Annotated in this window: 27 protein-coding genes and 2 pseudogenes; 10 read left to right on the plus strand and 19 right to left on the minus strand. The window is 42.3% G+C overall.

Annotated features, from left to right (window positions below):
* Nucleotides 1–5 precede the first annotated feature (5 nt).
* Entirely contained in the window at nucleotides 6–1172 is a 1167-nt protein-coding gene (locus HP401_RS07925; RefSeq protein ID WP_087349568.1) for a UDP-N-acetylmuramoyl-tripeptide--D-alanyl-D-alanine ligase, read from the minus strand.
* A 154-nt stretch (nucleotides 1173–1326) separates the two neighbouring features.
* On the opposite strand from HP401_RS07925, the gene HP401_RS07930 reads away from it, so the two are divergent.
* From HP401_RS07930 to HP401_RS29835, 3 genes are all read left to right on the plus strand, one after another.
* Nucleotides 1327–2394: a CapA family protein gene (locus HP401_RS07930; protein ID WP_254457024.1), complete on the plus strand. Its 1068-nt coding sequence runs from the start codon at nucleotides 1327–1329 to the stop codon at nucleotides 2392–2394.
* A 150-nt stretch (nucleotides 2395–2544) separates the two neighbouring features.
* Nucleotides 2545–3078 (plus strand): hypothetical protein, encoded by a 534-nt coding sequence (locus HP401_RS29830; RefSeq protein WP_254457025.1) that lies wholly within the window; start codon nucleotides 2545–2547, stop codon nucleotides 3076–3078.
* A 19-nt stretch (nucleotides 3079–3097) separates the two neighbouring features.
* The gene (locus tag HP401_RS29835; RefSeq protein ID WP_309145115.1) at nucleotides 3098–3526 is read left to right on the plus strand and encodes a GNAT family N-acetyltransferase; all 429 of its coding nucleotides are present in this window, start codon (nucleotides 3098–3100) and stop codon (nucleotides 3524–3526) included.
* A gap of 69 nt (nucleotides 3527–3595) precedes the next feature.
* On the opposite strand, the gene HP401_RS07940 is transcribed toward HP401_RS29835, so the two are convergent.
* The 5 genes from HP401_RS07940 to HP401_RS07960 all read right to left on the minus strand — a co-directional run bounded on the left by HP401_RS07940 (nucleotide 3596) and on the right by HP401_RS07960 (nucleotide 6472).
* Nucleotides 3596–4099: a CarD family transcriptional regulator gene (locus HP401_RS07940; protein WP_173604658.1), complete on the minus strand. Its 504-nt coding sequence runs from the start codon at nucleotides 4097–4099 to the stop codon at nucleotides 3596–3598.
* A gap of 102 nt (nucleotides 4100–4201) precedes the next feature.
* On the minus strand, nucleotides 4202–4669 hold the full coding sequence (locus HP401_RS07945) for a DMT family transporter (protein ID WP_173604659.1): 468 nt from the start codon (nucleotides 4667–4669) through the stop codon (nucleotides 4202–4204).
* 21 nt (nucleotides 4670–4690) lie between these two features.
* On the minus strand, nucleotides 4691–5389 hold the full coding sequence (locus HP401_RS07950; protein WP_173604660.1) for a Crp/Fnr family transcriptional regulator: 699 nt from the start codon (nucleotides 5387–5389) through the stop codon (nucleotides 4691–4693).
* 23 nt (nucleotides 5390–5412) lie between these two features.
* Nucleotides 5413–5838, minus strand: a complete 426-nt coding sequence (locus HP401_RS07955) for a DMT family transporter (protein WP_173604661.1) — start codon at nucleotides 5836–5838, stop codon at nucleotides 5413–5415.
* 139 nt (nucleotides 5839–5977) lie between these two features.
* Nucleotides 5978–6472: a DUF1648 domain-containing protein gene (locus HP401_RS07960; RefSeq protein ID WP_173604662.1), complete on the minus strand. Its 495-nt coding sequence runs from the start codon at nucleotides 6470–6472 to the stop codon at nucleotides 5978–5980.
* A 130-nt stretch (nucleotides 6473–6602) separates the two neighbouring features.
* On the opposite strand from HP401_RS07960, the gene HP401_RS07965 reads away from it, so the two are divergent.
* Entirely contained in the window at nucleotides 6603–7409 is an 807-nt protein-coding gene (locus HP401_RS07965) for a DUF2935 domain-containing protein (protein WP_173604663.1), read from the plus strand.
* 213 nt (nucleotides 7410–7622) lie between these two features.
* Here HP401_RS07965 and HP401_RS30140 read toward each other — a convergent pair whose 3' ends face one another.
* Nucleotides 7623–7745: a hypothetical protein gene (locus HP401_RS30140; protein WP_256435350.1), complete on the minus strand. Its 123-nt coding sequence runs from the start codon at nucleotides 7743–7745 to the stop codon at nucleotides 7623–7625.
* 167 nt (nucleotides 7746–7912) lie between these two features.
* Between HP401_RS30140 and HP401_RS07970 the strand changes: the two genes are divergently transcribed.
* From HP401_RS07970 to HP401_RS07980, 3 genes are all read left to right on the plus strand, one after another.
* On the plus strand, nucleotides 7913–8704 hold the full coding sequence (locus tag HP401_RS07970) for a DUF2935 domain-containing protein (protein WP_173604664.1): 792 nt from the start codon (nucleotides 7913–7915) through the stop codon (nucleotides 8702–8704).
* Nucleotides 8705–9986: 1282 nt separating this feature from the next.
* Nucleotides 9987–10232 (plus strand): hypothetical protein, encoded by a 246-nt coding sequence (locus HP401_RS07975; RefSeq protein ID WP_142495722.1) that lies wholly within the window; start codon nucleotides 9987–9989, stop codon nucleotides 10230–10232.
* Nucleotides 10233–10520: 288 nt separating this feature from the next.
* Nucleotides 10521–10949: a NucA/NucB deoxyribonuclease domain-containing protein gene (locus HP401_RS07980; RefSeq protein WP_173604665.1), complete on the plus strand. Its 429-nt coding sequence runs from the start codon at nucleotides 10521–10523 to the stop codon at nucleotides 10947–10949.
* Between the two features lie 148 nt (nucleotides 10950–11097).
* On the opposite strand, the gene HP401_RS07985 is transcribed toward HP401_RS07980, so the two are convergent.
* On the minus strand, nucleotides 11098–11694 hold the full coding sequence (locus tag HP401_RS07985; protein WP_173604666.1) for a hypothetical protein: 597 nt from the start codon (nucleotides 11692–11694) through the stop codon (nucleotides 11098–11100).
* A 281-nt stretch (nucleotides 11695–11975) separates the two neighbouring features.
* Between HP401_RS07985 and HP401_RS07990 the strand changes: the two genes are divergently transcribed.
* Nucleotides 11976–12269 carry a hypothetical protein gene (locus HP401_RS07990; protein ID WP_173604667.1) on the plus strand — a complete coding sequence of 98 codons (294 nt, stop codon included), beginning with the start codon at nucleotides 11976–11978 and terminating at the stop codon, nucleotides 12267–12269.
* Nucleotides 12270–12447: 178 nt separating this feature from the next.
* On the opposite strand, the gene HP401_RS07995 is transcribed toward HP401_RS07990, so the two are convergent.
* Complete coding sequence (locus HP401_RS07995; RefSeq protein WP_173604668.1) at nucleotides 12448–12891, minus strand: hypothetical protein; 444 nt, start codon at nucleotides 12889–12891, stop codon at nucleotides 12448–12450.
* 447 nt (nucleotides 12892–13338) lie between these two features.
* Here HP401_RS07995 and HP401_RS08000 point away from each other — a divergent pair, with 447 nt between their 5' ends.
* Nucleotides 13339–13737 carry a hypothetical protein gene (locus tag HP401_RS08000; protein WP_173604669.1) on the plus strand — a complete coding sequence of 133 codons (399 nt, stop codon included), beginning with the start codon at nucleotides 13339–13341 and terminating at the stop codon, nucleotides 13735–13737.
* Nucleotides 13738–13914: 177 nt separating this feature from the next.
* On the plus strand, nucleotides 13915–14061 hold the full coding sequence (locus HP401_RS08005; RefSeq protein ID WP_173604670.1) for a hypothetical protein: 147 nt from the start codon (nucleotides 13915–13917) through the stop codon (nucleotides 14059–14061).
* 165 nt (nucleotides 14062–14226) lie between these two features.
* On the opposite strand, the pseudogene HP401_RS08010 reads toward HP401_RS08005, so the two are convergent.
* From HP401_RS08010 to HP401_RS08050, 10 genes and pseudogenes are all read right to left on the minus strand, one after another.
* Nucleotides 14227–14517, minus strand: a pseudogene (locus HP401_RS08010) (sigma-70 family RNA polymerase sigma factor); the annotation flags it as partial.
* 184 nt (nucleotides 14518–14701) lie between these two features.
* Entirely contained in the window at nucleotides 14702–15058 is a 357-nt protein-coding gene (locus HP401_RS08015; RefSeq protein ID WP_012685660.1) for a hypothetical protein, read from the minus strand.
* A gap of 163 nt (nucleotides 15059–15221) precedes the next feature.
* Nucleotides 15222–15476, minus strand: coding sequence for a hypothetical protein (locus tag HP401_RS29840; protein ID WP_254457026.1), 255 nt, complete (start codon nucleotides 15474–15476; stop codon nucleotides 15222–15224).
* Nucleotides 15460–16071 carry a phage terminase small subunit gene (gene terS / locus HP401_RS08025; RefSeq protein WP_254457027.1) on the minus strand — a complete coding sequence of 204 codons (612 nt, stop codon included), beginning with the start codon at nucleotides 16069–16071 and terminating at the stop codon, nucleotides 15460–15462. Before terS ends, HP401_RS29840 begins: the two co-directional genes overlap by 17 nt.
* Before the next feature lie 730 nt (nucleotides 16072–16801).
* Nucleotides 16802–17052: pseudogene (locus HP401_RS08030) on the minus strand (hypothetical protein).
* 517 nt (nucleotides 17053–17569) lie between these two features.
* On the minus strand, nucleotides 17570–18346 hold the full coding sequence (locus HP401_RS35690) for a DNA-methyltransferase (RefSeq protein ID WP_375140429.1): 777 nt from the start codon (nucleotides 18344–18346) through the stop codon (nucleotides 17570–17572).
* Complete coding sequence (locus tag HP401_RS35695) at nucleotides 18327–18713, minus strand: ParB N-terminal domain-containing protein (RefSeq protein WP_375140430.1); 387 nt, start codon at nucleotides 18711–18713, stop codon at nucleotides 18327–18329. The genes HP401_RS35690 and HP401_RS35695 overlap by 20 nt, the downstream gene beginning before the upstream one ends.
* A gap of 354 nt (nucleotides 18714–19067) precedes the next feature.
* Nucleotides 19068–19427: a hypothetical protein gene (locus HP401_RS08040; protein ID WP_254457028.1), complete on the minus strand. Its 360-nt coding sequence runs from the start codon at nucleotides 19425–19427 to the stop codon at nucleotides 19068–19070.
* Nucleotides 19428–19476: 49 nt separating this feature from the next.
* Nucleotides 19477–20484 (minus strand): YopX family protein, encoded by a 1008-nt coding sequence (locus HP401_RS08045; RefSeq protein WP_173604671.1) that lies wholly within the window; start codon nucleotides 20482–20484, stop codon nucleotides 19477–19479.
* Between the two features lie 342 nt (nucleotides 20485–20826).
* Nucleotides 20827–21711, minus strand: coding sequence for a hypothetical protein (locus HP401_RS08050; protein WP_173604672.1), 885 nt, complete (start codon nucleotides 21709–21711; stop codon nucleotides 20827–20829).
* Nucleotides 21712–21987: the final 276 nt, after the last annotated feature.

Here is a 21987-nt window from a genome sequence, read left to right on the forward strand (position 1 = left end):
CTCTTTCATCCATTCCGAGCACCTAGATTGGCAGTTACCCTGCACAAAAATTGTACAGTCTCTCCCATTTTCAACCGATTCGATCCTTTTACGAGAAAGGCTGTATCTGGTTTCAGCTGTTTTGCTAGACGCCGATGCAAGCCTGCCTTACTCAAGCAATGCCTCACCCGATTTGCCGGAAATCCGGAGCGAATCGCTGCTCTTGCAATATACCTCGCACTATTTCCCAGCGTATATAAGTAGTCTACATTTTTTTGACTCAAATATATCCCGACATCCTCATGACCTTTCACGTCGTATCTTCCCATTTCTAGCATACTGGCGAGCACGGCGATCTTTGTGGTATGCCCGACCTGGCTTAACACATCAATCGCTGCCTTGGCCGCATCGGGATTCGAGCTGAAGGTATCATCCAGCACCTGAATGTTATTTGCGAGTCGATAACTGGTAAGGCGTTTTCTCTGTCCGCGAAACTGGCTTAACCCGCGACGAATGTCATCGACGGGAATCCCCATCGTATGAGCGACTGCAATAGCAGCTAACGCGTTGTATAAATTATGCTCGCCAGGAATAGGAACAAAAAATGACTCCTTTTCTCCACGCAAAGAACATTCGAATCGAAACCCATTGCCTTCTATTTTCGTTCGCCCCGCCTTATAGTCCGCCTCCTGCTCTTTGCCAAATGTCACGATTTTTCCCGTGAACGACCCCAAGTAAGGCTGTTGAACAAACTCGCGAGAATAGGGACAATCTCTATTCAGAAAAACGGTTCCCGTGGGTTTCATATGACGAATTAACTCCGTTTTTGCTAACGCCAGCTGCTTGGCATCACCGCCAAAATTTCCGATGTGAGCCGTGCCAATATTCGTGATGACTCCCATAGACGGCTGGATGATTTTGCAATGCTGTCGCAAATGACCGCTTCGATAAATTCCATACTCAAGCACTGCGGCTTTGTGCTCGTCCCGAATTCTTTTGGTATGCGCTCTTGTATTTCCCAGGAAGTTCTTGTTATACATCGATTTATATGTGGGCATGCGTAGATTTAAGATACTGTAGATCATTTCCTTTGTCGTGGTCTTCCCTGCGCTTCCTGTCACAGCGATAACCGGCTTGTCGAGAATCAGCGTCTTTACAGGTACAGCTGCTCTTCTCTTCTTTTTCACGGGCATCACCCCTTTGCCTCGTTCTTCTTCTCACGATCAGCTTTCCTATTGTATGAACGGCATAGACAGCCTGTATAGACCATTATCTATAAAAACGTTCCGCTACTATCCAAATCAGAAGGACGACTTCTGGAATAGAGTAGAAGGGGAGGTGAAGCGCATGAAAAAGAAGGCTACGATCGCCGCTGTAGGCGACATCCTGATGTGGAAAGAGCAGGTGGCAACTGCCAGATTGCCTGGTACAGATCAATTCTCTTTTACCGATATGTTTCATCCCGTGGCACCGATTCTCTCAGCGGCGGATCTCACGATTGGCAATTTAGAAACCACTTTTTCCGGGAAAACACAGCCCTATCAAATCGGCTCGGCACGAACCGGTTACCCTCGCTTCAACTGTCCAGATGAATTGGCTCGGGACTTGAAAACATCTGGATTTGACGTATTGACTACAGTGAATAACCACTGTCTGGATGGCGGAGTAACCGGACTATGCCGAACCCTTGATGTTTTGGATCGATACAAGCTTGCTCATACCGGAACCTATCGAAGCCCCGACGAGGCAAATACCTACCTGATCAAGGAGGTAAACGGCATTCGCATCGCCATGCTTGCTTATACCTACGGGACAAACAAGCAGGTGATCCCCGCTCATACACCATGGATCGTCCGACTTCTTCATCTTGACACGATATTATCCGACCTGAGAAAAGTTCGTCCTCTGGTCGATGTCGTGATCATCTCCCTTCACTTTGGGATTGAATTCCGCTATACACCGACGACGCGCCAGCGGCAGCTCGTACAAAGCCTGCTCGACAATGGTGCTGATGTCATCCTCGGGGCTCACCCACATGTTCTGCAGCCTGTTGTCACTCCAAGTATCATGACTCCTCACGGGACAAAGAGACAAACATTAGTCGCGTATTCTTTGGGCAATTTTACATCAGAGAAAATGCTTTCGTTTGATCAATCCCAGTGCGGGGCAATCCTGCGATTTACTGTCGAAAAAGATGAGAGGAATCAGATTTCACTCGAGCAAATCTCAGTCATCCCGACCTTTTCGCAACGATATGTAAGTCAAGGACGTATATGCTTTCGTGTCATCCCCATGCGTTCCTATCTGAAAAGCCCTGATCTATATGTGCGACCCCTGCTGAGAAAAAAGCTCCAGCTGCTGTGGAATCGGGCCATCCGCATCATAGGCAGGTCGCGGGGCGTGTTGATTGAATAGCACAGGAGCAAACGAGGGAGCGGGCAGTTTGCTCCTCCCCTTCCTCTTTTCCTACATAGACCAAGATTGACGATTTACAGAACATTTTGGTAAAATTCATTTGTAACTAACAAAATAAATATGGGTAGTTACAAAGGAGAGATGCCTTGCATGATCACTGTTCGCCGTATCGACTCGGAGGATTTACCTGCATTTCTGGCCTTCCCGGATCACCCTGCTTCCGTTCGGGATGATATCGCTGCTTATCTCGATAAAATGTTTACACAAGGAGCCATGCGTCAAGACTGGTGCTTCGTTCTGGAGGTACAGGGTGAGATCACTGGTCGTCTTGCCTTCTGGACATTGCCTGGCAGTAAGCAAGCGACTGATTTGGTTTTGTGGGAGCTTCCATGGAAAGAAACAGAATGTCCTTCGCTCGGAGCTCATTTTTTACGCGAAGTCTTTACACTTATGGCTGGGAATCTATCGGAGAAAATCGGCTATGTTCTGGATTCCCCTTCCTCCTCTCCCCAATGGCAAACGAATCACCAAGAGCAAAGAAATGTTCTGGAAGCGCTCGGCTTTCGGATTAGCCGGGAAACAAACCGATTCGAATGGCAGGCTTCGAACGAGAGAACTGGTATACCGTCAAAAGGAACGCATGATCTGATCTTGTACCGCAGTCTTCCTGAGCAGTCTTCCTGAGGTCGGTGAGGCTGCATTTGTGGATGCCATCCTGCGTGTCTCGCAATTCACCCACGATCAAGAAATAACAGAACAGCGCTTGGAAAAAGGCCCTCAAGTCCAAGCGCAGGAAATGTTCCAAGATTTGCAACAAATGAAATACGAACCGGAATGGTGGCAGCTTGCCTATACTGAAAAAAATGAGCTCATTGGATTTTTGATGCCTACAGTCAGCCCTACCTTTGCTACGATTGGATACATCGGTGTTCTCCCCGAGCAAAGAGGGCACGGCTATATTGATCAATTGCTGAAGCAAGCCACAGACGTTCTTGTACAAGCAGGCGAAACATACATCCGCGCAGATACCGATGTAAAAAACACGCCAATGGCCAAAGCCTTTTTACGTGCTGGTTATCACCAGTTTGCCAGTCGCCAAGAATTTTCCCTGGATCGCGGCTTGTTGTTCTAACAGACAAACAAAAAAGGGGGCGATTGCAGTAACAATCACTCCCCCTTACTTCCCTTGTATAGACAATATTTATGGGACAATTTCAGACATTTCTTCTGGGCATACAGCTTGCTTTAGCATTTCTGTTGCCTGTTCTGTATCTACGTCTTTTACCAATTCAATCTCACTAATGAGGAGCTGCTGCGCATTATCCAGCATCACTTTGTCACTCGTTCCCAATACTTTTTCTTTACTCATACCAACCAAATCGCGAATGACCTCAGATTGCTCGTAAATATCGCCACTCTTCATTTTTTCTGTATGAAGCTTGTAGCGCTGTGCTGCATTCAAGGCGGTGTCGCGTTGCCCCTCTAGCATGGCGGCCAAAACATTCTCTAGAATGTCGGCTTCGACCACCTTTCTGATACCAAGAGCGGACATCTTTTCAACCGGGACCATGATGTTTAACTCTTTCAGCGACATATTGAGCACATAATAGAGGTGTTTTTCACCCAAAAACTCTTTCTCCTCCATCGCCTCGATTACGCCTGCCCCGTGGATCGGATAAAAAACCTTGTCTCCAACTTGAAACATACGTCCACCTCCTTCAAAGCAATCTAAAGCCATTATAACACAAAAATCGAATTTAAAATTTTTTATTTTATCATGACGATCAAAATCAAGTCAATAAAAAAATTACATCTTACTCATTGAGCGTTTCTGTTGCCATTCGCCGCCTAGTTTAAATACGATCACACCCCCCACAATGACCAGAACCCCAAACAATTGCGTAAAAGTAATCGGCACTTGAATCAGCCCTAACCAGCCGATTGAATCCGACCATAAAGCAAAACCGAGCTGAGCAGTGAGAACGATGGAGATGGCATACGTTGGGCCAAGCAGTCTCATCCCTTGCACCAAACAAAAGACCACCCCAACGCCGATCATGCCGCTGAACCAGTACCACGGCTGCATAGTTTGAGGTGAAAATAACTGACTTCCTTCAAAAATGAGACCCATTGTTAAAGACGACAGAAACCCCATCCTAAGCACAAGAGTCGTCGTAGACCATGTTCCTGCCTGTTCACTTACTTTCCTGTTAAAAATATTTTGCAGGCTGACCAACAAGCCAGCCAGTAACGCGAAAAATAGCCCGACTACCATGATTTTGACACTCCTGTCTCCTTATTCGTTGGGAGTCTCGCTCGCCATTTTAGCTAAACCTTCCCTATCCTTGATTAGAAGGTATCCATTGACACGCTCAATCAGTCCCTCCTTGCAGAACTGTTGAATGACCCGATTCAAATGTCTGTAGCTCGTTCCAATCATATTCGCTGCATCCAAGAGATAGCTCGTACTGATCTGTTCTCTGTTAGCAGAATTCCACTCCTCTATCGAAACGGACAACAAATAACGCGCGAAACGTACTTCTACTGGGTACAAAAGGTTGATGCTTAATGTGTTGGACTTCACACAAAATTTATTCGTAATGATTTGCAGTAAAAATTGCAGGAGTGGAGCGTAGTCTGTCCCGTATTTTTTCAACCAGCGATAATGAATCCCGATCATCTGAACAGACGAGGCCGCTTCTACCGAATTTAGATAAGAAATTCCTCTTACATACTCAATATCTCCGATCACTTCAAGGGGCTTTTTAAAGGATAGGATCAGCGTTTTTCCTTCGGGGGACGTCGTAAAAACCTTTACTTTTCCCTTCACCAAAACATACAGGTGATAGGCCGCTTCACCCTGGGCACAAATGAGCTCCCCTTGATCAAATTGGTACAAGGACAAATACGGCAGAAGAGGCTCATAAAAAACAGACGCTAACTGATGCTCATGGAGATATTGTTGCAAAAGCTCACGATTTTCGATTTCCTTCATCCCTCTGTTTCACCCTCTCGCTATCAGGATCTCAGTATCAGCACACCCAGAATCATCATCCCGATCCCAATAAAATGCGGCATCCTCATCTTTTGTTTATCGACACCAAACCACCCATTGCTATCAATGAGAAAAGTCAGGCTAAGCTGCGCAATCAAGACAGCTGAAATCGTCATGGTTACCCCGATATGCTGGATAGCCGTAACATTGCTAAAAATGATAAACGCTGCGAGTGCCCCACCTGTCAAATATAACGGTTTCACTCGCCTATATGCCTGCCATTTTCCATCTCGAAAAAACAACAGGAGTATAAAAGCCGTGAGAAAGCCCGTTAACTGCGTAAGTGTCGCGGTTTGCCAAGTACCAATATCTTGACTGATTCTTGCATTCGCTACCCCTTGCAAGGTAATGAAAACACCGCCCAAAATAGCAAAAATAATTCCTTTCATCCCTCTCACCTCACACTGATCTGTTCCTAATTAAAAAGGATGGCAAGGTGGGTAGGGAAGGACATATGTCCTCATGATTTTTGTTGCAAAAAACAAAGAAAAGGCCCTTTCCGTTAGAAGGCCCCCTCGCTCACTCTTCTCATTGAATCTTTTTTTGTTTCACGATTCCTATCACAAGCAAAACGATTATCCCAATAATCGTGATCGGCAGAAACCACTTCCCAAAGCCGCCTCCCCAGCCTAGAGCAATGGAAACCGACTCCAACAAGATTACGGAAAAAATAATTAAGCAACTATTTTTTATTTGGTTCACGATTTTTCGACTGTGCAAATAAAACTGCTCGGCATTCGATTCAGAGAAGCGTGCTGGGTAGTTATGTAGCTCCGGATGTTTTTCGAGTACCTGCATGAGGAAAATGATAAAGACGCCAATCCCAGGCAAAAGAAGCAACTCCCATTTTGAACTCCAGCGGTCTACTTCCCCCAAGGAATCGTAATGGGCAGGCACCTCGTCAGGAAGCTTATTCCATGCAAAGACTAAAAAGAGTAGTGATCCCACAAAAAATAAACAACCAACTACATCCCATAACCGTTCGCTACCTGTCTTTGGTATATTTGTGATTGGTCTCTTCATATTCTCCCCCCTACTGCTGCTCCTCCTACAAGCATTTTACCATTTATGTCCATTTGTGAGTCAAGGTCAATCCGTCACACACTTCTGGGCGTTTTTACATATCTTGATGTGGAGTAAGGAGGGAACACCAGTGAATGCTCCTATAAAGGAAAGTATGTTGTTTGAGCACCGTTTCTGGCTTCAGATTCTGGGCGATCATGCCCGCTTTATTTTTCAATCACTCGCTCCGAATGAAGAGGAGGAGATTGAAAAAGCTGTATACTTTATTGTGTCATTTGATAACTTACTGGATATCGCCAGGCAGAATCTATCTTCCGATGAACTAGACACACTCAACCAGCAAGCAAGTGAACTCACGCAACAGCTGCGCGAATTTAAACTCCACATTCTGGAAAGGCACCTCATCAGTAAAATATCGATTAGTCTTCCTCCAACGTTTATAAACCACATGGTTAATGAACTAGAAGAGTATGAACGTATCTTGCATGCCTTCCTCTCCGGAAGCTTGCCACCTGCCAATCACCCGGTAGAGCTCCACCTTCTGTGGCTATCCGATGCGGTCGGGCATGCAGCCACCATCACTTCCCTTTTGGACATGGTGGAAAAAGATTATCAGCGTAAAAGTGAACAATTTACCAAACAGTTCGAGCATTTTTACCTAAAAGCGGTGGAATTAGCCGGGTATCTCCGAACAAACCTGGATAACTTCCCGGCACTACGCCGTTTTAACCATCAAGCAGAAATGGAAATGAAGCTTTTTCAGGTATTCTTACATGAATTGGAAGAGATGCGGATGCGCGATGAATTGCTTGGAGTTTTCTCCCCGCTCATGGCCGACCATATGTCCCGAGAAGAATGCTACTATTTGATGAAGCTATCTGAGGTTTCCGACGTGCCATCACCAGACTGTTTCCCGACCAGACCGCGAACCGAGTAAAAGATTAACCTTATTCAGAACTGGGCGAAAGCCAGAGGCTTTACGCCTCTTTTTCATTCCTTTTTCGCGATATCCACTCACGCATAAGCAAGCAGAAAGCTGTCCTCATATCCTATCAGTACCAACGGTTAAGGGGGTAGTGTTATGGATCCAATTGATCATCATAGACAGCGTATGCATCACCATATGAGGCAGGCAGAACGTTTTCGCTCTTTAGCTTTTGAACATCGTCATGACCGACTGCGTCATCATACCTTTAGAGAAAGAGAACACTTCCATCGCATGAGAGCCCATCACCACAGAATGCAAATGCATTCGATGCGTCGTTTTTGACATGGGAAAACTCCCTTTACCGGGAGTTTTTTTGTGGGACAAGCCAATAATTTCTTAATTCTGTGCTCATGCCCATTCACGAAACTGGGTAAACGCATAGTCATACATCATGTATGATCAAAAGTGGAAATGGGCTTTGATCCGCCCAAATCCTTATGCGGAGGTACAACATGGCAGATGTTTTTGTTGATCGATCATTAGAGGAAATACGGTTTTGGTCTCGCATCATGAAAGAACACTCCCTGTTCCTCAAATTGGGCTTTAACTGCGAAGACACAAAATTAATTGAAGAAGCGGATCGCTTTTACAGCATTTTTGAAGAAATTGAAAGCCAAGCACTTGCCTTTTCTTCTGACGTAGACCCTCAACGAATCTATGACTTTAATCAACTCGTCCACAATGCCGTTTCCTATATTTGGGCTTTTAAACGCAAAGTACTCGGACTCATTATTCATTGCAAAATCGGTGGTAACAACTTTCCGCTGTTGGTCGACCACGTGAGCAGGGAGGCTGCTTATTTTCGGAATCGATTAGAACAATTAAATACAGGAAACCTTGATCCCTTACCTGATGCGGTGATTAATGAAAATGTCTTTTTCCTGCGAATCATGGCTGACCATGCGAAATTTATTAACCATTTGCTCGATCCTTCCGAAAGAAAGCTAGTGGACCAAGCTAGAGAATTCAGCCATGATTTTGATCAATTATTGTTTCAAGCTCAGGACCTTGATTCCATGCGTCCCCAGTCTCAAACGCAACCACTACTGAATCAGTTTGTGGATCAAAATCGCGTATCCGTTCGTCAATTGCGTGACTTCAAAAAAACAGCTCGTGATTTGATTGAGGAATGCAAAATTAAGAGCATAATCCCCCCATTGCTCGCTGACCATGTATTTAGAGAAGCTTCGCATTTTCTTGAAATTTTAGATGCCTTTGAAGTATCCCTCACACAAGCAAAGTAGCGAAGCAGGAGGAACATCTATCGGATACTTTTAAACCCGTCTCAATAATGCGAAGAGGCACCTCCTACCAAATAGGATGGTGCCTCTTCGTATTGATAACCATGAAGCAAATGATTTACTTAGAAAGTCTCTTTAGAATAGGGACAAGTTAAGCAGCAATCCAACCAAACACATAATAATTACATATCCTGGTATTACTGCAAGTTGTATATTCGTCTTTCTATCGGTAATAAAATGCGCCCAGTAAAAAGATGTTGACCCCAACACTGACAAACATAAATAAAATCCAAAAGAATTTCCCTGCAATAAAAACCTATGTACCAAATATGAATACATGATGCCCGTTACTACAAAGATCAACGTTACAAGAAAACGGTTTACTATCTTGGATGTAAAAGAATAGACCAATTCTCCTAACAAGCATCCAACATAGCAAAACGGTAGTAAATAAAAACTCAACATAAATGTCAAGGAAGTGAAAACATTAACCACTCCTTCACCTTGATAGGAGAGGAAGGAGAGCATACAAATAATATACAACATGGCACTGACAAGAAACGCTACACTTGCTGCACTAAAAAAACGTAAAATCTGCATGGACACCTCATTAAATTGAAACTTGACATTACAACCACCTCGATAAAAAAGCACACAGTCTATCAATTCCGATAGCCATTATTTTAACATATGTTATATCCAATACATTAGGGGCAGAGACTTTTGATTTTCCTCTTCAGAAATTCCCCGAAATTACAATCGAGGTTTCCCAAAACGCCAAACTGTGGGACGTTGGAACCTTATTGGAGTGCCTTTTCATTCCATCCTCAATAAGGCGAGCACACGTCCGTGACCATCCTAACACTATTTTATCGTCCATTTTCGTCACTTGAGAACACTCGTACAATCAAAAGGAAAATTCTGTTAATACCTTATTTTAGATCCATCCTAAAGGAGAAGAGATCCCATGAAAAAGAAGAAATCTCATTCTAAGAAATTCAAGAAAGTAAATGGTCAATTGGTGCAACATTCATCTTATTATCCAGCACAATCTGGAGGCTGTATCTGGCTATGCATGCGTCATGGGTGCGGTTGGTGGTGTCCAGAACGCGAGATGTAATGTGACCTTATTCCAAGAAACATCATGCTAACCACATTGGTTGTGTTTTTACCACTCCCTGTTTATTAGGGAGTTTTTCTTGTTACATTCCCGGAGCCATTTTAATGTTTCTAGATCGCCTATCTGTTAAAATTACTTCAAAAAGGAAATCGTTGGTGATTGTTTATGAAAAATAGACCTCTTTGGTTCAACATCTTTTCAGTAGTTGCTCTTGCTATTGCAGTAGTGAATATTTTTACCCATGTGGCTTTCTTAAGAATCGTAACGATGATATGCCTTGCCGTTGTCATGGCTTCTTTAGGATCATTTGAATTGAAGAAAAACCGTAAGATGGCCTTTATTCTATTTGGTGTGGCCGCTTTTCAAGTTTTCGTGTCGGCAGAGATGATTTATGTCGCCGTTACAAAATAACTATCTGGTTGAAATACGGTTCACTTGGTTTTCTTGTGAGATACTTGTAAAAATCGTTTTAGAGGTGGAGCTTATTGATCCGCTAGTAAATAGAAAAGCCACTCGGCATCCGAGTGGCTTCATTCTATTTACTTGTCTGTATCACTTCTTTTTCGCATTCATCAAGGATATGTATAAGCTTTGGCCTTATGAAATAGGCTTACAGAAGATTATAGGCATTCACAACTCCTCGACATAATCCTTGGCGGTGTTATTATTGAACAAGAACTTATATTGGAGGACAAAAGCATGACACAGAAAAAAATCCTGATGTTGATTGTGGTGCTGCTGATCGGCGCCGCCTATTTCTTTGGACTTGTGCCAATAGAGAACAAAACAGTCAGCAACGGGAACGTAGACCATACGATTGTTTTTCCGTCTGATCGATACCCTCAGACTGCAAAGCATATCAAAGAAGCGATTGCCTCTGGGAAGTCAGCTGTATGTACAATTGACCGAAGTGGGGCAGATGGAAATCGCGAAAAATCACTCAAAGGTATTCCTACAAAAAAGGGATATGATCGAGATGAATGGCCAATGGCTATGTGTGCTGAAGGAGGCACAGGGGCACATATTGAATACATATCACCTTCAGATAATCGAGGGGCTGGATCGTGGATTTCCAATCAACTAGAGGATTATCCCGACGGAACCAAGGTTGAAATCTTGGTCAAATAAAGTTGCCCGCCCATTCTGGGTACGAATAAACATTTCGCAGAAAGAACCCGTCTCCGTAAAAACAGGGACGGGTTAGCTATTTCTAGAATACATTCGAGCATATCGTTTATCACGTATTTGCGGGGCTAAGTGGCTAGTGCCATTCATTTTAATCAAGCCCTAATTGACTTTCGTTATTTACTTGCAATCCTTTAGCCACTCCATTAGGAGACTGCAACTGACCTTCTTCTTCGAGGAATTTCCCTTGATAAACCCCTTTAATTACGTACGCGTCTTCGGCAACGGGACCTTCATATTCTTCTAAGTATACATACGCTTTTTCACCTGTTTCGAATACCTTATTACCCTCAGTAGTATACTCTGTTCCATTTTTATATCCGCCGGTCTCTAATATTTTGATCACATTTTCTGGCTCTACATCACCCTTATACACTTGTTTGACTTTTGCATCACTACGGGTAAATACAACATTTTTATACTGGAAGCTCTCCGATTCATTGATTTCAATCTCGGCAATCACTTCAGCGCTTTCAGTAAGCTTTTTGATACTGTCGAAGCCCTCTACTACATCCACCGATACATCCACTTTTTTTATCGTCTGCTTATCACTTTTTGCTGGTTTATGAGATGTTTGGTCGTAAGCACGACTCGTTTCGATTTTATGAGAATCTAAAAATAGATAGCCCGCGCCGACAAGAAAACCTAATGCAAGTGTTGATAATATAATTTGTCTTGTGTTCTTCATTACATTTTTCATCCTTCCCGTACCGCAATATCATCGTCAGGTGCTTTTTTTATTTTCACTCCTCTGTTTCTATTTTTTCAAAAGGTAGAATGCTATAATGCTTTTTGCTTGTAAATATATGGAACTCCCCTTACTTTGACGAACGATTCTCGCTTTTGTTTCACACGTGCCGTGCAAATAAAAAACCGCCGCATGATTCAAGACGGTTATTGGCTACGTAAGTAATATGTCCATTACCATAGTCTGGATGATCCGAATCCATATTTAGGAGAGTGAACATATTGACCCTGCTTAAAAAATTTAGTTTTTGGCTAACTTTGGTCAGTATTTTGATTTGCCTCTTTGATATTTTAGGGAATGATAAAAAACACATCTTATTTGCAGTGACGAACCCCATCCTCTGTGAACTTGTTTATATTGAACCGTTCAGACATTGGATAATAGAAGTGCATCAGGATGCTAACAGTACCATTCTTTCTGTTGGGTATTTACTGCATGTCATTACTTACTTCTTGTTTGGACTAATGATTGACGTAGCACTTGCATTTCGAAAAAAACAACATCAGCATAATTAATAAAACAGGGGGGACATGTTCAAACAACATGCCTTCTTTTGTTTTTTAAAAAGTGCTTCTATTCCTAAACTTGGACAAAAAAAATGCACCTCCAGCTGTTAGATGTGCCTAACAATTGAGGTGCAGTTCAAGTCGTCGCTTTGCCTTTTGGCAAGCTTTGATCTTAAAATGGAAAATATTAATTTTCGTATAAATTTACATTCATATAAATAGGACCGCTTCCATAATTTACACACTCTAAATAATAGGTCCCGGGATCCAGTTCAAAATATTCTTCTTTATATTGATTCCCAATTACTGACATAGATAGAGTCTTTCCATTTGGATTAACGATATAGACCTTTGAATCCGGGACCACTGGATAACTTACACTACCGGTAAAAGCTACTACCTTAACTGACGTTTTTGCATTGATCGTGAATGTTCCAGAGGAAGCTATCCTATCTAATCTCGAAAGATGAAACCAAAAGAAAGGAGACTCACTTTGTACTTCAGCTTGAAGCTTACTCTGCCCCTGGTTAAATGAAGTTTGATTTTGTGTGATTTCACTTGCAAACACAGCTTGCGAACCGAAAGTTAATGCAGAAACAACTGCACCCAAAGTCATTAAACCTTTCATCATAATCCTCACTCCTACAAAATGTTTCGTCAACTACGACGGGATACAAATCAAAACTACAAACACTTCCACTTATTTACAATTTTCTAAAGACATCATAACATGCACCTCAAAACAATACAATTGTATTATTTAGATTCTTCCTGTAATTTTCTTCCTCGATTCACTGGGAGAACATCTTAAACCCATGACCGCAAAGGAGAAAGAATGAGAATGTCCACATCTGCACCGGCATGCACCATCACCCGTACCCTGAATGTCCGTCCTCTTCGCAGAAGATCCCGTCACCTTCTGATACTTTCCAGTCAAGAGCCTTCGCTTCCCTTTTACTGGCACAAGGATCATCTAACCGTTCAACATAAAAAAATCCAACCAAGATTGTAACAAATTACCATCACTTTCGTCCTTATAGAGGAGACTGTATCGTAAGTGAATCGGAGGTATTTCATTTTGAACAAAAAACTTTTTAAATCTGGAAACTTAATAGTTGTTCTGCCTCTCTTATTTGCACTTTTAATTCCTGCAAGTTTCTTACTTGGGCCATCACTAGCCACAAAAAATGAATTTGACTGGAAATTACAAGCTGGTTCTGCCAATGGAATTGTATCCAAAACTCCAATTGATGTAGCGAGCGGTTTGTCTTACAATGGTAGGCCGTTACGGAATGCATTAGTAAAAGTAACTTACTTTGACAATAACCAAAATGTGAGCATTGTAATGCAACCTTATGAGGATGGATATGAAGGGACAGTTTTCTTCCAAGAATCAGGAAAATATACCCTTCGATTTTCTGTAGAGAAAGGAAATATTATAGGGTCAGAAGAATGGGAAATTGATGTAGAAGAGTAATCATTAATTTCACTTTCTACACTTCTCGATGAGAAGTGTTTTTTTATTACTTTATAAAACACTGCAGGGGCCTTTTCGCTTTTAATCATTTGAAAAATTCCTAGTGTGTTAGATAACATCATAGATGGAAAGGATAACTATCGTTACTCTTGAAAAACTCTTCCAGGAGGGAACGAATTGGAGAAATATCGCTGTTACTACTGTGAATGTGAGACTGACAGCGTTCGCCAAATCACGTTTTTCCAAGGTAAGCAGGATCGCAATGAACTATTGTGCGGCACCTGTCATGCTGATTGGATTGAATCCCTAAAGAGTGAGCCATAGGCAGGGTAACGTTCCCCACTCCACCCTTAGTGAATTTGGCTATAGGGTGGGGTTATTTTTGCCGATGCTATTCGCACAGCAATCACCCGTAAGACGGCTGGCTTAAAGAATGCCTCGCTTACGGGTGATCTTTTCTCAACTGATTTTCCTTTATTCCTTTACCTTTTATCTACCCTGCGGCTGTTTCGTCCGATAAAACTCATTAAACAACTTCATTAACGCTCGCTTTTCGATACGGGATACATACGAACGAGAAATGCCCAGCTCCCGCGCAATTTCACGCTGTGTTTTTTCTTTGTCCTGATCCAGCCCAAACCTACCGATGATCACCTCTTTTTCACGCTCATCGAGGATGTGTATGTGCTGGTAAATTTTATTGGACTCCAGCTTGAGCTGCACAGCGTCGACCACTTCATCGGTTTCTGTACCAAGGACGTCGATTAAGGTGATTTCATTCACCCTCAGTCTTTATCTGTATTCTGGACTTAATCTTTAATTAAATGTACAGATAGATCACCGTACATATACTTGTGTAACCCATTAACTGATTATAAATCGTGTAAACCCGTCTCCTAAATACAGGGACGGGTTGTTTCTTTAACGCCAAAAATAAGGACTTCGTAGAGAGTGAGTGATTAGCCTATTCAAAAAAATCATCACCATATTCAGCTTCTGAGTCACTAGAAACATCATCGATCTTCGCCATAATTGTTTGTAAATCACCTTCTCGAATAAGCTCATCCACTACTTTTTCAATCGTTTCACGACTCACATCTTCAACAATAACCATATTTATCGACCATAGATAAGTGCCAGACAGGTTCTCACCAGTATTTTTATTCTTCCGTCGTAATGTTTCGATGTTTTGATAAGTAAAAAATGTTCCCCACCATCTTGTTCGATCTGGTAAGGTTACGATTACATCAACATTATTATCATTTTTTTGCTGACTCTCGATCTCAGATAATTCTGTGTTAATCCAAATATGCTTCTTCATAGTTAACGGCTCCCTCCTCAATTGACAATATTAAAACCAATATTTTCTATTTGTATAGTTTTCTCAAACGGTTGATAACGTCTTGCTCATTGTTTTTGTCAGATTTCGCTAGTACCTCAACAGTATCTCCTGACTTTCTCAAGTACACTCTTGCACCTTTTCTTTATCTGAGTTCAAAGATGTCTCCAAAAATATTATTATTATCGATCCCAGGATTATTATTCCCTTCTAGGTATCTTCTTAATAATGCATCAGCATCCTTCTGTATTTTCGAGTCTTTCATAGCCTTCTCAGCTTCTCTAACGAGAAGGCTATCTTCATGTATACGAGACTCTACATAATATTTTCCGACTTTTACTTTTCCCGAAAGAGTACGATCAACAAACTTAGCAACATCTTCGTCAAATTTTTTTAGCACTTCTAGTACTTCTCAACATCAACTGCGCATCGTTTGAAATCTCTACAGTGTCAACATTATTACTCGGTACCTGTAATTTAGTTTCCTTTCCAGTTTTATATTTATCTTGTACACTATTTACGCTTGTCAATGAATCTCTATAGCTAGGCACAGTCTGAAAATTAATCTGCTCATTTGCTTGAGCCAATGGATCGAGGTCAATTTGCTCGTACAGTTCGCGCTCCTTATCGTCAAGGGTATCAAGCCAGATGGTTTCATATTCACCTGTTTTAATGACGTTCTGATTCCGTAATGGTGCGCCGCCATTGTTGCCAACAGCATACCTGTTTCCTTTAGGGGCACCATGTCCGCCGCGATTGCCCAGGGCGTTTTTGTTACCCTTCGGCGCTCCGCCACGATTAGTAACGTTACCTTTCGATTCATTGGTAACGTTACCTTTGATATTCTCGTCCCACTTGGCTTGATTCTTCCACTTGCGAACTTGAGAGTCAGAGACACCCAGCTTTTGAGCAATCTCTTTCAGCGGCATTTCTCCGCCGCTATCCTGCCACAGCTTGAATGCCTTGTCACGGTTTGGGCTTCGTTCTCTTGCCATTACATCTCACCTCACCACCTTTGATTTGGATGGAAACCATAGCTTGTCGAATATGTATATCGCATTCATTTGTGCCCGAATTGGGTTTACATAATAGCCGCTATCGGACTCATTGCTAAAAAGAAAGAAGCCATGGAAATGTTGAGTTCCCAATGGCTCCGTATAAATTTTGACTCTGTAACCCCTCTTGTATGAATATGCACCGTTGATTTCATTGGCTTTCCGCTTATTTCCCAGTGTCGAAACTGCATAAAAACTTGCATAGAAAAGTTCCAGCTAAAGGGCAAATTCAGGTGATCACCAGACCGTCAGAATTGCCTCTTTTAGGTTTATTTACCCAAGTGTTAGCCATTCGACTTCCAAACGTATCAAGCGACCTCCTACGCCGTAGAGTCTGAGTTGTTTTCTCTATTGTTGACAAGCATTGTCTGAGTGTCCTTTGGTTCTGTGTAACACAATAACAATGTATCAAAAAATGAAATGGAGGGAAATTTAATGGCAGAACAAAGCGAGCGTCCTGTATCTGAATTTTTAGAGTCTGGTGGTTCAGATACTTCAGGTCCTTATCGTATTCCATGGGGAGGATTTACTGAAGTATGTTCTCCAGTTCCAGTACCTTGTATGTCAGCAGGTCCAAACGCACCAGTGACCCCGGCTAATGGAGGGATTGGTTACTGTCCAGGAGAAACGTGTAGCACTGGGAATAGCAGGCGCACAAGAATACTTCCTCCTAGATAAAATTAGCAATTAATTGACACTCGTCTTTCTGCAATTCGATATCCAATTCGATCAGCTTTTTCAGGTCATCTACTTTATTTCGATATGGCCTGATTGGAAGTCCTTAACCCACTTTGCAATGGCTGCTTTCACGACTTTCCTGTATTGATCCTTCGATTCCATGATGCCTTCCATCACTTCAATTTGATATTGCAACAGAAGGTCAATAGATTCAGGAGAAGACTGTTCTGTAGTTGTTTTCATTGTGGCACCCTCGGCTTTCCTGTAAAATGGAAAACGAGATAGTGGCTTGAAGCTTCCATGGCCACGGGTTTCCACTATCTCAGCCGGGGTTATCTGGTTGCATGGGGGGACCCTTTTGCTTATATTTAGAAAGGAAGTGCCTGCTATGGCGCCTTACTCATATGATCAATTCGTTGAAGATATAAGATCAGGTCGTGACATCGAGTTTATTTATAATAGCAACAGATACTCAATAACAAACACTCCGTTTGGTTATTCATTCACACGTTACTATGACGAGGATAGTGTCATTACTACAAAACAGCCAGATGAGTTGCTCTCTCTTGTTAAGTTAAATGGGCTGCCACTAAAAGAAGCGTGGCCCGATATCGAAATCGATATTATTTTCTAGCGCTTTGTCTCGTTAGCAACACAGGTTCAATGCCCGTCACTTCATAGTAACGTCGCTTGATGACATCACAGAATTTCGGATCAAGCTCCATTGTTCTACAGATACGCCCCATCTGTTCACAGGTCATCAGTGTTGATCCACTGCCTCCGAAAAGTCAGCCACCACGTCATCCTTCTTGCTGCTGTTCCCTATTGGAATGGTCAACAGTTCCAATGGCTTTTGAGTTGGATGGACGTACTTGCTTACATCCCCACGCGATACCTCCCAGACTGTCTCCGGTTCTTCTATGAGTGAAGGTAATCCTGATTTCCAAACTGTGGTCTGCTTATAGCCTCCGTACCATGCTGGAGCCTGCCCTTTTAGATGAGCATAGAACACTGGTTCATGCTTGAACTTATATTGAGCAAACGACAACGAAAAAGCGTTCTTAACCCAAATACACTGGGTGCGCGATACTATTCCGGCCTCGTTCATCTTGTTCTCAAATTCTCGCTGATAGCTAGAAGGATGGAAAACATAGATTGCTGCTTTCGGGTCCATGATTGATGCATAATTTGCAAACACCGCTTGAAGGAAGTCCTCGAACTGTTCCATAGGCATATCATCATTTAAGATGCTCTCTCTTCCGTCTAAAGCCAGTCCTGCCGATTCACTTTTGACAGCAACATTATAGGGTGGATCAGTAACTACTAGAGCTGCCTGCTGTCCATCCATCAGCCGTTTTACATCCTGCTCACTTGTGGCGTCTCCGCACATAAGGATGTGCCGCCCGAGTCTCCAGATGTCCCCTGGCTTCGTCTCCGGTTCAATGATATCGTTTAATGCTTTCTCAACATCGAAATCATCTTCCTTAACTGGTTCATCTATTTCAATGTTGACGTGCTCATTGATCCTCCAAATCAAAGCCTGTGAGCTCTACGTCCAAATCGCTCTCCTGTAGCTCAGCCAACACCTGTGCAAGCATTTCCTCATCCCAAGCAACGCTGATCTTGTTCAGTGCGATGTTGAGCGCCTTCTCGCGGATGTCATCCAAGTCCACAACCGAAACATTTACTTCCGTGGATCCCAACTCATTTACTAGAATCTTAAACCGTTGGTGACCTCCGACCAAATTACCCGTCCGTTCATTCCAGACGAGCGTTTCGACGCAACCGAATTCCTCAATCGATCGTTTCAGCTTCTCGTATTCGATGTCGCCCGGTTGCAAATCTATTCGCGGATTATAGGGGGCTGGATTGATTTTAGAGAGTGGTATTTTCCGTATGTCCATGCTGTTCAGCTCCTTCGTGGCGATAAAGTAAGAATGAAGAATACTGCCAGCCCTTGAATTGCAGTATGCCTTGATGCTGTTGGGCTGTCGCCGTGTTTTGTAGGTGAAACCAAACGACTACTATTCCAGCAGAAAAGTATGTGTATTGTTTCACCGAAAAAAATGAGGTTGAAGCTTAGAGCCTTATGCTTTGGCTGCCTGTTGCCTTCTGGCGACCCCCTAGTCCAAATTGGGGTCTTCGCCTGCCTCCGTGATCTCCTGGCTGAATAGCTGCAGAAGCCACGCCTCTGCTGTCTTCCCATTGAGAGAATACAGTGGGTTGATAGCGAATGCTGACCGTCTTTCCACGTCGGTTCAACGCATGATGTGCAGCTCAATGAATGTCTTCACAATCTTGCGTGCTGTTGGATAGGAACAGTCTGCGATGCGGGCAAGGTCTTTAACGGTAAGTGGCGTCCCCTTTTGTCCGCGCTCATTGTCGCCTTGCAGAAGGTTAGTTCCCTCACTGGCATAAGGTGCGATCTTCAATAAAAAGCCAGCCTCAGCGAGTGACAGCTTTCTGAGCCGTCGCTTTGCCTTTTGGCTGGCTTTGATCTTCACGAATTTTGAGCTGCGACCGACTGGACGAAATACTTTTACAATCTCGTCCGACCGGCGCAGCACTTCCTCGGTGTAGTATATTTCTCCTGTTGTGGAGTCGACGTACTGGCCCACTACATTTCACCCACCTCCATGAAAAAAAGCACCGCGCGGGTGCATTTTCTTAGTTTGATGTATCAACCTCTAACATTTCGAAATTACCATGAATATCTCCAACGAATACTTTGTTATCCGCTATTCTAGAAAAACTTTTAAAAAGTTCACCTACTTGTAAATTTAAGCTCATTTGAGAAGCAACCTGGACATTGTTATTTTCATTTATCTTGATTAATTTTGCATTGCCATTATGATCAATTACTACTGCATAGTTATCAGATACACCCACAACCATCTTCCAGTGATGGGATTGGACATCATCTATTAACCCTTCACTAATTTGTTTTCCGTCTTTATCAAAAAGCAAATATTTACCCTTAGATCCAACGGCAAAAATTTTACCATCAGAAAGTCTTGTTAAATCGTAGATGTGAGTCATAACGCCCCATTCACCAGAACCAGAGGAAATTGTTTTTCCCTTTTCATTTATTACTGCATACCTGCCTTGTTGCCCCGACATGAATATATTCCCATTTTCAAGTTCTATTACATCATATATCGAGCTGCTATAGTTACCATGCGACCACGTACCAGACCGAATTACGTTTAGTGAAGAATCCATTATGGTATAGTAACCACTATGCTGCACCATAACAATATTCCCATTTTTAAGTTCCGTAACAGCATTTATTATAGTCGTCTTAGCTAACTGACCTCTTCTTAGTTCTACACCTGATGATGATACTAGCATCCATTTTCCACTTAAACCTACCAATAAAGTATTTCCATCTTTCAAAGTCTGCGCGTCATGTGCGGAGATGCTCGGTGTGGGTTTTAACTCTCCCCTTGTCATTGTTTGTCCTGTACTTGCGTCTATTATTGCATAAACTCCATTTCCTACTGCAAGAATGTTTCCATCTGAGGTTTTTTCAACCGCAGCGATGCCGGCCCTAGTTCCCCCATGCCCCCAATTCCCACTTGTTACGGAAGATAATGTAGCAGCACTGGCTTCAAACGGAATCGTTAATAAAAAAGTGCAAACAAGGTACTTTACTATTTTTTTATTAAAGCTCATTTCTTTCTCTCCCTCTAATTTAATAGTTTTTTTGGTAAATAATCCTTCCCAAGTTATTTGAATCAATTTCGCGAAAAATAATCCATTAGCAGACCTGTTGGGCCACAAGCAAGATAAGCACACTGGATGATTGGCAACGTCAACAGGGTGTCTACAGTGTTTGCACGATTTAGCGAAGTAAGTTCGGATCAAATCCTGACCGAATTTCAACACTTGCTTGTCCAATGCGGACGACAAGTGAAAGAGGTCCATACATCTTGAAGGTGTGCCAAGTTTGACGCTTATAGACCTCCCACTCATTTACGAGAAAGGGCCCAATTATACAACTTAGAGATTTTTACTCTAGGGTAAATTATTAAAATTTATTGTTGTGAACAAGTACGTTTTGTTAGAAACGTCATAGACTATTTTTTCCACCTCTGATTGATCGTACTGGGTGTCGTCACAATTTTTTATGTGTGTCCAATTAAATTTGTCCAATGACAATGTTCCACCGGCCTTTTTTACAGGAACAGCAATGGAAAATTCAGCTCCTTGAAAAAAGGCTCGTTTTCCATAACTGTCAGTAGTTTGATGATAATATCCCTTATCACTTTTAGGAACCATATTCAACTCAAAGCCTACTGTTTTTAAACCTCTCCAATAAGGATTCTCTGCTAGCCAACCAAGTTTACCCGTTAAATTACCATTTTTATCATATGTAGGAGTATCCTTGTCAACGAATACAGAACCAAGAGTTTTTCCAGAGGTGTTTATAACATGTAGTTTAACTATATACTCGCCACGTTCATCTATTTCACCTCCAAACTTTAATTTTACCGTTTTTCCAGTTATGCTCGGGAGTTTAATTTCTTTCCAAACACCCCCTCCAAAAATAACTGCTTTCCATTGTTTTCCTTCTAGGATAACCCCACCATCAAACGTAGAGCCATCCTCAGAGTTAATAGTGATGAAAAATTCCGGATATATTTTTTCGGCAATTGCATTAATATATGAGTTGCCTGGGACCTTTAAATTCGCTTCACCACCTACTACGGTTTCACCAAATTCTGATTGTTTTATTGCAGAACGAAAACCATCTCCTTTGTCTTCAACGTCGTTAACTGATTGAGTAGATACACTCTGGTTTTCATTTTGATCTGTAACTGCGTAAGAAACATTTGGAGAAAATAGCAAACTAAGAGTACTAAGAGCCAGAATGGGGAAACTAAGTAGCTTTCTTTTCATAGAATCAACTCCTATATTATTTAATTTCAATAAAATAGTAATGTATCCATATTTTTAGGTATATAGTCTTAATTTCCTAAAATTATCTCAACTGGAAAAACGCAAAAAGTTATGTTCTGAATTTTAAAACTGTGCAAGGTTTGACACTTACCATACTAAAAGCCACCCAGCATTATCACCGGATGGCTCATTCACAATTTTTCATGTTCTCATAATAACAGGGGTGAAGCCTAGTTTTGGTACAAGAAAGGTGCAGGTTTTGTACGAAAAACGCCC

This window comes from Brevibacillus sp. HB2.2 (assembly GCF_013284275.1).
Classification (GTDB): Bacteria; Bacillota; Bacilli; order Brevibacillales; family Brevibacillaceae; genus Brevibacillus; species Brevibacillus brevis_D.

Coding starts and splice junctions, on each gene's coding strand:
- terS (WP_254457027.1), bottom strand. CDS start 16,071: ATGGCAAGAGAACGAAGCCCAAACCGTGACAAGGCATTCAAGCTGTGG.
- HP401_RS07995 (WP_173604668.1), bottom strand. CDS start 12,891: ATGATGAAAGGTTTAATGACTTTGGGTGCAGTTGTTTCTGCATTAACT.
- HP401_RS07960 (WP_173604662.1), bottom strand. CDS start 6,472: ATGAAGAGACCAATCACAAATATACCAAAGACAGGTAGCGAACGGTTA.
- HP401_RS07925 (WP_087349568.1), bottom strand. CDS start 1,172: ATGCCCGTGAAAAAGAAGAGAAGAGCAGCTGTACCTGTAAAGACGCTG.
- HP401_RS07950 (WP_173604660.1), bottom strand. CDS start 5,389: ATGAAGGAAATCGAAAATCGTGAGCTTTTGCAACAATATCTCCATGAG.
- HP401_RS07985 (WP_173604666.1), bottom strand. CDS start 11,694: ATGAAGAACACAAGACAAATTATATTATCAACACTTGCATTAGGTTTT.
- HP401_RS07980 (WP_173604665.1), top strand. CDS start 10,521: ATGACACAGAAAAAAATCCTGATGTTGATTGTGGTGCTGCTGATCGGC.
- HP401_RS08050 (WP_173604672.1), bottom strand. CDS start 21,711: ATGAAAAGAAAGCTACTTAGTTTCCCCATTCTGGCTCTTAGTACTCTT.
- HP401_RS08015 (WP_012685660.1), bottom strand. CDS start 15,058: ATGAAGAAGCATATTTGGATTAACACAGAATTATCTGAGATCGAGAGT.
- HP401_RS07970 (WP_173604664.1), top strand. CDS start 7,913: ATGGCAGATGTTTTTGTTGATCGATCATTAGAGGAAATACGGTTTTGG.
- HP401_RS07975 (WP_142495722.1), top strand. CDS start 9,987: ATGAAAAATAGACCTCTTTGGTTCAACATCTTTTCAGTAGTTGCTCTT.
- HP401_RS07940 (WP_173604658.1), bottom strand. CDS start 4,099: ATGTTTCAAGTTGGAGACAAGGTTTTTTATCCGATCCACGGGGCAGGC.
- HP401_RS29830 (WP_254457025.1), top strand. CDS start 2,545: ATGATCACTGTTCGCCGTATCGACTCGGAGGATTTACCTGCATTTCTG.
- HP401_RS35695 (WP_375140430.1), bottom strand. CDS start 18,713: ATGGACATACGGAAAATACCACTCTCTAAAATCAATCCAGCCCCCTAT.
- HP401_RS07955 (WP_173604661.1), bottom strand. CDS start 5,838: ATGAAAGGAATTATTTTTGCTATTTTGGGCGGTGTTTTCATTACCTTG.
- HP401_RS08045 (WP_173604671.1), bottom strand. CDS start 20,484: ATGAGCTTTAATAAAAAAATAGTAAAGTACCTTGTTTGCACTTTTTTA.
- HP401_RS07945 (WP_173604659.1), bottom strand. CDS start 4,669: ATGGTAGTCGGGCTATTTTTCGCGTTACTGGCTGGCTTGTTGGTCAGC.
- HP401_RS30140 (WP_256435350.1), bottom strand. CDS start 7,745: ATGTCAAAAACGACGCATCGAATGCATTTGCATTCTGTGGTGATGGGC.
- HP401_RS07930 (WP_254457024.1), top strand. CDS start 1,327: ATGAAAAAGAAGGCTACGATCGCCGCTGTAGGCGACATCCTGATGTGG.